The following is a 9,424-nucleotide window of genomic DNA, read 5'->3' on the forward strand; positions in this document are numbered from 1 at the left end:
ATGTCCGCAACGAAGACCGCCGCTGCCCCACGGCACAACCCGAAGGTCGTGACCGCGCTCCGCCGCTTCGCGATCTCCATCTCCGTCCTCAACATCTTCGGCTACACCGTCCTCGGTTTCGAGCAGCCCTGGACCTGGCCGTTCATCGCCCTGGCGACCGGATACACCACCGAGATCGCACTGGAGACCCTCGGCGCCCGCGCCGAGGGCCGCGCGCCGCGCTTCGCCGGCGGCGGGGCCAAGGGCTTCATGGAGTTCCTCCTCCCGGCCCACATCACCTCGCTCGCGGTGAACATGCTCACCTACGTCAACGACCTCGTCTGGGTCATGGTGTTCGGTGTCATCGTCGCCGTCGGCACCAAGTGGGTGCTGCGCGCCCCGGTGAAGGGCCGCCTGCGGCACTTCATGAACCCGTCGAACTTCGGCATCGCCGTCATCCTGCTGCTCTTCCCGTGGGCCTCGATCGCCCCGCCGTACCACTTCACCGAGTACCTCGACGGCGGCTTCGACTGGCTCGTCCCGGCGATCATCATCACCCTCGGCACGCTGCTCAACGCCAAGCTGACCGAGCGCATGTGGCTGATCCTCGCCTGGGTCGGCGGTTTCGCCCTGCAGGCGATCGTCCGCGGCCTGCTGTTCGACACCTCCATCCCCGCGGGCCTCGCGATGATGTCCGGTGTGGCGTTCGTCCTGTTCACCAACTACATGATCACGGACCCGGGCACCACGCCGTCGTCCAAGTGGGGTCAGATCGCCTTCGGCGGCGGCACCGCCGCCCTGTACGGCGTGCTCACCGCGATGAGCATCGCCTATGGCATCTTCTTCGCCACCGCCCTGGTCTGCGCCATCCGCGGTGCCTTCCTCTGGACCGCCGACGTCGTGTCCAAGAAGCGCGCCGAGGAGGCTCTCGCCCTCGCCGCCGTGACCCACGCCGTCGCTCAGGCCGACGCCGCCGCCCAGGCCCAGGCGGGTACCGCCGAAGCGGCCGGCTGCGCGTGCCCCGCGGGTGCCTGCGCCTGCCCGGCCCCCGCGACCGGCTGCGCGTGCCCCGCGGGTGCCTGCGCCTGCCCGGCCCCCGCGACCGCCGAGACCGAGACCGAGAAGATACCGGTGACCGCATGACCAGGATCGCCATCGTCGGCATGGCCTGCCGCTATCCCGACGCGACCAACCCCCATGAACTGTGGGACAACGCCGTCGCCGGACGGCGCGCGTTCCGCCGGCTGCCCGACGTCCGGATGAACCTGGACGACTACTGGGACGCCGACCCGACCACCCCCGACACCTTCTACGCCCGCAACGCCGCGGTCATCGAGGGCTACGAGTTCGACCGGATCGCCCACAAGATCGCGGGCAGCACCTTCCGTTCGACCGACCTCACCCACTGGCTCGCCCTGGACACCGCGGGCCGCGCGCTCGCCGACGCCGGGTTCGCCGGCGGCGAGGGCCTGCCCCGCGAGCGCACCGGCGTCGTCGTCGGCAACACCCTCACCGGAGAGTTCTCCCGCGCCAACGTGATGCGGCTGCGCTGGCCGTACGTCCGCCGGGTGATGGCCTCCGCGCTCAAGGAACAGGACATCTGGGACGACGAGCGCATCGCCGAGTTCCTGGACGACGTCGAGATCGCGTACAAGGAGCCGTTCCCGGCGATCGACGAGGACACCCTCGCGGGCGGTCTCGCCAACACCATCGCCGGGCGGATCTGCAACCACTTCGACCTGAACGGCGGCGGCTACACCGTCGACGGCGCCTGCTCGTCCTCGCTGCTCTCGGTCACCACCGCGGGCACCGCCCTCATCAACGGCGACCTCGACGTCGCCGTCGCGGGCGGCGTCGACCTGTCCATCGACCCCTTCGAGATCATCGGCTTCGCCAAGACCGGTGCCCTCGCCAAGGGCGAGATGAAGCTCTACGACCGAGGCTCCAACGGCTTCTGGCCCGGCGAGGGCTGCGGCATGATCGTGCTGATGCGCGAGGAGGACGCCCTCGCGGCCGGCCACCGCATCTACGCGACCATCGCGGGCTGGGGCGTCTCCTCCGACGGCCAGGGCGGCATCACCCGCCCCGAGGTCAGCGGCTACCAGCTGGCCCTGCGCCGCGCCTACGAGAAGGCCGGCTTCGGCATCGAGACCGTCCGGCTCTTCGAGGGCCACGGCACCGGCACCGCCGTCGGCGACGCCACCGAGCTCACCGCCCTCATGGGCGCCCGCCGGGCCGCCGACCCCGAGGCGCCGCTCGCGGCCATCACGTCCATCAAGGGCATGATCGGCCACACCAAGGCAGCCGCCGGCGTCGCCGGTCTGATCAAGGCGGCCATGGCCGTCAACCACCAGACCCTGCCGCCCGCGATCGGCACCACCGAGCCGCACGAGCTGCTCGGTGACGAGAAGGCCAACCTCAAGGCGCTGCGCAAGGCCGAGGCCTGGCCCGAGGACGCGCCCCGGCGCGCCGGAGTCACCGCCATGGGCTTCGGGGGCATCAACACCCACGTCGTCCTCGACGAGCCCGCCGGACGGCGCCGTACGGCCCCGAGCCGTCGCTCCGCCGCCCTGGCGCACGCCCTCCAGGACGCCGAACTGCTCGTCGTCGACGGCGAGTCGGCCAAGGCGCTGCGCGCCCGGCTCAACGAGGTCGCCGCCTTCGCCGCGCAGGTCTCCTACGGCCAGGTCGCCGACCTCGCCGCCACCCTGCAGCGCGAACTGCGCGGCCTCGCGCACCGCGCGGCCGTCGTCGTCACCTCCCCGGAGGACGCCGAGCGCCGTCTGACCCACCTGGCCGACCTGCTGGAGTCCGGCGAGACGGCGTACACCGCCGCCGACGGCCGCAGTTTCCTCGGCCGCGCCTCCGGGCCCGCCCGGATCGGCTTCCTCTTCCCCGGCCAGGGCTCCGGCCACGGCACCGGCGGCGGCGCGCTGCGCCGGCGTTTCCCGGAGGCCGCCGAGGTCTTCGACCGGGCCGCGCTGCCCACGACCGGCGACATGGTCGCCACCGACGTGGCCCAGCCGCGCATCGCCACCGGCTCCGCCGCGGGCCTGCGGGTGCTCGACGCGCTGCGCCTGGAGGCGTCCGTCGCCGTCGGCCACAGCCTCGGCGAACTCTCCGCCCTGCACTGGTCGGGCGCCCTCGACGAGGACACCCTCCTCGAGGCGGCGCGGGTGCGCGGCAGGGCGATGGCCGAGCACAGCTCCTCCGGCACCATGGCCTCGCTGAGCGTGAAGCCCGAGCGGGCCGAGCGGCTCATCGAGGGCCTGTCCGTCGTCGTCGCCGGATACAACGGCCCCGAGCAGACGGTGGTCGCGGGACCGGTCGACGAGATCGAGGAGGTGCGGCGCCGGGCCGAACGGTCCGAGATTCCCTGCACCCGTCTCAACGTCTCGCACGCCTTCCACTCGCCGCTGGTCGCCGCCTCCGCCGCGTCCTTCGGCGGCTGGCTGGCCGACGCCCCGGTCGGCACCGTCGCGGGCCGGGTCGTCTCCACCGTCACCGGCGAGGAACTGACCCCCGCCACCGACCTGTCCACCCTGCTCGCCGAGCAGATCACCGGCCCGGTCCGGTTCACCCAGGCGGTCAGCGAAGCGGCCCGCGGCATCGACCTGTTCGTCGAGGTCGGCCCCGGCCGTGTGCTCAGCTCGCTGGCCCGCGCCACCACCGGCGTCCCGGTCGTCGCGCTCAACACCGACGACGAGTCCCTGCGCAGTCTGCTGCAGGTGGCCGGTGCCGCGTACGTCGCGGGCGCGCCGGTCGACCTGGAGCGGCTGTTCCAGGACCGGCTGATCCGGCCCCTGGAGGTCGGCCAGGAGTTCTCCTTCCTCGCCAACCCCTGCGAGCAGGCCCCGCGCGACCTCCCGCAGGCCGATCACGCGCAGCGCGCCGAGCGGGCCGCCAAGGCCGCCACCAAGGCCGCCGTCAAGGCGCTGCCGAAGACCGGCGCCGCGAAGGACGCCGCCGACGCGGCCCCGGCCTCCGCGGCGGAGCCCATCGCGGAGGGCTCCGCCGACGGCGTCGACGCGCTCGAAGTGCTGCGCACCCTCGTCGCCGAACGTGCCGAGCTGCCCGCCGACCTCGTCGACCCGGACAGCCGGCTCCTCGACGACCTGCACATGAGCTCCATCACCGTCGGCCAGATCGTCAACCAGGCGGCGTCCCGCCTCGGGATCGCCGCCGCCCAGGTGCCGACCAACTTCGCCACCGCCACCCTGGCCGAACTGGCCGAGGCGCTGGACACCCTGGTCAGTACCGGCGGCGCCGCCCCGGAGTCCGAGACGCCCGTCGTCGCGGGCGCGGCCCCCTGGGCCCGGCCGTTCGCCGTCGACCTCGACGAGGTCGCCCGGCCGTACGGCGTCGGCGACGGCGCCGACGGTGCCTGGGAGCTGTTCGGCTCCGCAGACCACCCCTATGCCGAGCGGCTCCGGTCGGCGCTGGCCGTCGCCGGACTCGGCTCCGGCGTGCTCGCCGTCCTCGCCGAGGGCTGCCCCCGCAAGGAGGTCGAGGAGGTCCTGGCCGCCGCCAAGAGCGCGCTCGCCGGGGACCGGTCCCGCCGCTTCGTCCTCGTCCAGGACGGCCGCGGCGCGGCCGGTCTGGCCAAGACGCTGCACCTGGAGGCCCCGCACCTGCGCACCACCGTCGTCCACACCCCGCAGACCGAGGACGTCGTGGAGCGGGTCGTGGCCGAGGTGGCGGCGACCACCCGGTTCGCCGAGGTCCACTACGACCGGGCCGGGGCGCGCCGGGTGCCGACGCTGCGGGCGCTGCCCGTCAAGCCGGAGCGCACCGACGTCCCGCTCGACGACACCGACGTGATGCTGGTGACGGGCGGCGGCAAGGGCATCTCCGCCGAGTGTGCCCTCGCCGTGGCCCAGAAGACCGGCGCCGCGCTCGCCGTCCTCGGCCGGTCCGACCCGGCCCAGGACACCGAGCTCGCCGAGAACCTCGACCGGATGCGCGGCAGTGGTGTGCGGGTGCACTACGCCCGCGCCGACGTCACCGTCACCGAGCAGGTCACGGCCGCCGTCACCGAACTGACCGAGGCGCTCGGCCCGATCACCGGCCTGCTGCACGGCGCCGGGCTCAACCGGCCGGGCGCGCTGACCGGGCTCACCGGCCAGGACTTCGACCGCACCTTCGGCCCCAAGGTCGACGGACTGCGCACGGTCCTCGACGCGGTCGGCCCCGAGCGGCTCAAGCTGCTCGTCAGCTTCGGCAGCATCATCGGCCGGGCCGGGCTGCGCGGCGAGGCGCACTACGCCACCGCCAACGAGTGGCTGGCCGACCTCACCGAGGACGTGGCCCGCGCCCACCCGAACCTCCGCGCCCGCTGCATGGAGTGGTCGGTGTGGTCCGGCGTCGGCATGGGCGAGAAGCTCTCCGTCGTGGAGTCGCTCTCCCGCGAGGGCATCGTGCCGGTCTCACCCGACCAGGGCGTGGCGATCCTGCTGCGGCTGATCGAGGATCCGGACGCCCCCGTCGTCACGGTCATCAGCGGCCGTACCGAAGGCATCGACACCGTACGGCGCGACCTGCCCGCACTGCCGATGCTGCGCTTCACCGGTGACCCGCTGGTGCGCTACCACGGAGTCGAACTGGTCACCGAGGTCGAGCTGAACGCGGGCACCGACCCGTATCTGGCCGACCACCTGCTCGACGGCAACCTGCTGCTGCCCGCCGTCATCGGTATGGAGGCGATGACCCAGGTCGCGTCCGCGGTCACCGGCCGCACCGGCACCGCCCCGGTCATCGAGGGCGCCAAGTTCCTCCGCCCGATCGTGGTGCCGCCTAACGGCAGCACCCGGATCCGGATCGCGGCGACCGTCACCGACACCGACACCGTCGACGTGGCCATCCACGCCGAGGACACCGGCTTCGTCGCCGAGCACTTCCGGGCCCGGCTGTTCTTCGGCGGGACCCCGGCGCCGGACGGCCCGCCGCTCCAGGTGCCCGAGGACACCCCGGTCGTCCCGCTGGACCCGGCCGCCGACCTGTACGGCGGGGTGCTGTTCCAGGGCGCCCGCTTCCAGCGGCTGCGCCGCTTCCACCGGGCCGCCGCGCGGCACGTGGACGCCGAGGTCGCCGTCCAGCAGCAGCCCGAGGGCTGGTTCGCCGGCTTCCTGCCGGGCGAACTGCTGCTCGCCGACCCGGGCATGCGCGACGCGCTCATGCACGGCAACCAGGTGTGCGTCCCGGACGCCACGCTGCTGCCCTCCGGTGTGGAGCGGATCCACACCCTCGGCGCCGGCCCGCACGTCCCCGACCGGCTGCGCTACACCGCGGTCGAGCGCAGCCGGGACGGTGACACCTACGTGTACGACATCGCCGTGCGCGACGCCGACGGCACCGTCGTCGAGCGCTGGGAGGGGCTGACCCTGCACGCGGTGCGCAAGACCGACGGGTCGGGCCCGTGGGTCGCGCCGCTGCTCGGTCCCTACCTGGAGCGTTCCCTCGAGGATGTCGTCGGCAGCCGCGTCGCGGTCGCCGTCGAGCCGCACGGGGAGGCCCCGGCCGGTTCCGTCGCCCAGCGGCGCGGCTTCACCGCCGACGCCGCCGCGCGGGCCCTCGGCAGCCCGGTCGCGGTCCGGCACCGCCCGGACGGGCGGCCCGAGCTGGAGCCCGACCGGCACATGTCGATGTCGGCGGCGCACGGCCTGGGAGTCACCCTCAGCGCCGTCTCCGACACCGAGGTCGCCTGCGACATCGAGGCGGTCAGCATGCGCTCGGCGCACGAGTGGCGCGGGCTGCTCGGGGACCACGCGCCGGTCGCCGAACTGGTCGCCAAGGAGACCGGCGAGGCGCCGGACACCGCGGCCACCCGTGTGTGGGGGGCCGTGGAATGCCTGCGCAAGGCCGGCATCATGGCGGGCGCCCCGCTGACGGTGCTGCCGCGCCGCAAGGACGCCTGGGTGGTGTTCGCCGCCGGGGATCTGCGGATCGCGACCTTCGTCACCGCGCTGCGCGATGCCCTGGAGCCCGCCGTCTTCGCCTTCCTCACCCACGAGACACCTCTCGCCGAAGGGCGGTCCTAGATCATGGCGGACGACTACTTCGAGTACCGGCACATGGTCGGCTTCGAGGAGACCAACCTCGTCGGCAACGTGTACTACGTGAACTACCTGCGCTGGCAGGGCCGTTGCCGGGAGATGTTCCTGCAGCAGAAGGCGCCGGACGTGCTGGCCGAGGTCCAGGACGACCTCAAGCTGTTCACGCTGAAGGTGGACTGCGAGTTCTTCGCGGAGATCACCGCCTTCGACGAGCTGTCCATCCGGATGCGCCTGTCCGAGCTGGGCCAGACCCAGCTGGAGTTCACCTTCGACTACGTCAAGGTGACCGGCGGGGCCGAGGTGCTCATCGCCCGCGGCCGCCAGCGGATCGCGTGCATGCGCGGCCCGAACACCAACACGGTGCCGTCGCGCATCCCGGACGGCCTCGCCCGTGCCCTGGAGCCGTACAGCGTCCAGGGCCGGGCGCTGGCCGGGCGGGCCGCATGAGCACCCTCACCGTCGCGCCGCCGCGGGATGCCGTCACCGGCGACCCCGCGCGGCTGCGGCGGGCCCTCGGGTCCTTCGCGACGGGTGTCACCGTCGTGACGGTCGGCGGCGCGGCCCCGCGCGGCATGACCGCCAACTCCTTCACGTCGGTGTCGCTGGACCCGGCCCTCGTGCTGCTGTGCGTGGGCAACGACGCCGTCATGAACCGGGTCCTCGCCGAGGCCGACACCTTCGCGGTGTCGGTGCTCGGCGCCGGTCAGGAGGACGTGGCCCGGCACTTCGCCGACCGCTCCCGGCCGCTCGGCGCGGCCCAGTTCGACGCCGTCGACTGGCTGCCGGGCCAGGCCACCGCCGCCCCCGTGATCGCGGGGGCGGCGGCCCATTTCGAGTGCGCCCGGTGGCGCACGTACGACGGCGGCGACCACACCATCCACGTCGGCCGGGTGCTCGCCCTGGACGAACTGCCCGGCCGCGAGCCGCTGGTGTTCCACGGTGGCCGTTTCCGGCAGGTCGTGCCGCAGCAACCGGGGGGCAGCCGATGAGTGTCCACCCACCCGGCCCACCGGTCTGGGCGCTGCCGGGGCTGCTGCGCAAGCTGGCGGTCGACCGGCTCGGCATGATGCGGGAGGCGGCCGAGCTGGCCGACGCCGTTCGCGTGAACATGGGCCCGAAGAAGCTCTACATCTTCAACCGGCCCGACTACGCCAAGCACGTCCTCGCCGACAACGCGGCCAATTACCACAAGGGCATCGGCCTGGTGGAGTCCCGCAAGGTGCTCGGCGACGGGCTGCTCACCAGTGAGGGCGAGCTGTGGCGCAAGCAGCGCCGCACCGTTCAGCCCGCGTTCAAGCCGGGGCGGGTCGCCGCCCAGGCCGGCGTGGTGGCGGAGGAGTCCGGACGGCTCGTGGAGCTGCTGCGCGCTCGCGCCGGGGACACCCCGGTCGACGTCCTCCAGGAGGTCACCGGGCTCACCCTCGGGGTGCTCGGCCGGACCCTGATGGACACTTCCCTGGAGGGGCACGGCGGTATCGCGCACGCCTTCGAGGCGGTGCAGGACCAGGCCATGTTCGACATGGTCACGCAGGGCCTGGTGCCGACCTGGGTGCCGTTCGGCACCCAGCGCCGGTTCCGTGCCGCCCGCCGGGAGCTGACCCGGACCGTCGACGAGCTGGTCGCCGACCGGGGCGCCCGGATGAGCGCGGACGACGGCGCGGACGACGCGTTCGCCCGGATGATCCTCGCCGCCCGGGCCCACCCGGACCCGGCCACCGGGCGCAGGCTGCTCCAGGAAGAGCTGGTCACGCTGCTGCTCGCCGGGCACGAGACGACGGCGAGCACGCTCGGCTGGACGCTGCTGCTGCTCGCCCGCCACCCGCACGTGCGGGACCTGGTGCGCGAGGAGGCCAGGGCGGTGCTCGCGGGTGGCCGGCTGCCGGATGCCGAGGACCTTCACAAGCTGTCGTACACGACTCAGGTGGTGCAGGAGGCCATGCGGCTGTACCCGCCGGTGTGGATCCTGCCCCGGATCGCCCAGGCGGCCGACGAGGTCGGCGGGTTCACCGTGTCGGCCGGGGCCGATGTGCTGGTCTGCCCGTACACGATGCACCGGCATCCGGACCTGTGGGACGACCCGGAGCGCTTCGACCCGGGCCGCTTCGACCCGTCGCGGGTGGCGAACCGGCCGCGGTACGCGTACATCCCGTTCGGTGCGGGACCGCGGTTCTGCGTCGGCAGCAACCTCGGGATGATGGAGGCGGTGTTCGTCACCGCGCTCGTCACCCGGGACCTCGACCTGGCCGTGATGCCGGGGTACGAGGGCGTCGCGGAGCCGATGATGTCGCTGCGGATGCGCGGGGGACTGCCGATGACGGTCCGTCCGGTGGACTGAGCGCACGCCCCGTTCCGGGACATGACGAGAGGGCCGGCCACGAAGAATCGTGGCCGGC

5 protein-coding genes are annotated in these 9,424 nt (G+C 73.4%); all 5 read left to right on the forward strand.

Translation table 11 applies throughout. The features are described 5' to 3' along the window. From IE311_RS34950 to IE311_RS34970, 5 genes are read left to right on the forward strand one after another with little or no spacing between them, the layout of a single operon-like run. Entirely contained in the window at window positions 1–1,122 is a 1,122-nt protein-coding gene (locus IE311_RS34950) for an enediyne biosynthesis protein (protein ID WP_189835916.1), read from the forward strand. Beyond that, window positions 1,119–7,016 carry a type I polyketide synthase gene (locus tag IE311_RS34955; RefSeq protein ID WP_189835917.1) on the forward strand — a complete coding sequence of 1,966 codons (5,898 nt, stop codon included), beginning with the start codon at window positions 1,119–1,121 and terminating at the stop codon, window positions 7,014–7,016. The genes IE311_RS34950 and IE311_RS34955 overlap by 4 nt, the downstream gene beginning before the upstream one ends. A 3-nt stretch (window positions 7,017–7,019) precedes the next feature. Then, window positions 7,020–7,478, forward strand: coding sequence for an acyl-CoA thioesterase (locus tag IE311_RS34960; RefSeq protein WP_189835918.1), 459 nt, complete (start codon window positions 7,020–7,022; stop codon window positions 7,476–7,478). Next, window positions 7,475–8,020, forward strand: coding sequence for a flavin reductase family protein (locus IE311_RS34965; protein ID WP_189835919.1), 546 nt, complete (start codon window positions 7,475–7,477; stop codon window positions 8,018–8,020). Before IE311_RS34960 ends, IE311_RS34965 begins: the two co-directional genes overlap by 4 nt. Beyond that, window positions 8,017–9,366: a cytochrome P450 gene (locus IE311_RS34970; protein WP_189835920.1), complete on the forward strand. Its 1,350-nt coding sequence runs from the start codon at window positions 8,017–8,019 to the stop codon at window positions 9,364–9,366. Before IE311_RS34965 ends, IE311_RS34970 begins: the two co-directional genes overlap by 4 nt. The last annotated feature ends 58 nt before the right edge of the window (window positions 9,367–9,424 follow it).

The sequence above is a fragment of the Streptomyces zaomyceticus genome (genome assembly GCF_014656215.1).
Classification (GTDB): domain Bacteria; phylum Actinomycetota; class Actinomycetes; order Streptomycetales; family Streptomycetaceae; genus Streptomyces; species Streptomyces zaomyceticus.

Excerpts from the sequence above, each read along its gene's own strand:
- IE311_RS34960 (WP_189835918.1), top strand. The coding sequence starts at position 7,020 with ATGGCGGACGACTACTTCGAGTACCGGCACATGGTCGGCTTCGAGGAG.
- IE311_RS34965 (WP_189835919.1), top strand. The coding sequence starts at position 7,475 with ATGAGCACCCTCACCGTCGCGCCGCCGCGGGATGCCGTCACCGGCGAC.
- IE311_RS34955 (WP_189835917.1), top strand. The coding sequence starts at position 1,119 with ATGACCAGGATCGCCATCGTCGGCATGGCCTGCCGCTATCCCGACGCG.
- IE311_RS34950 (WP_189835916.1), top strand. The coding sequence starts at position 1 with ATGTCCGCAACGAAGACCGCCGCTGCCCCACGGCACAACCCGAAGGTC.
- IE311_RS34970 (WP_189835920.1), top strand. The coding sequence starts at position 8,017 with ATGAGTGTCCACCCACCCGGCCCACCGGTCTGGGCGCTGCCGGGGCTG.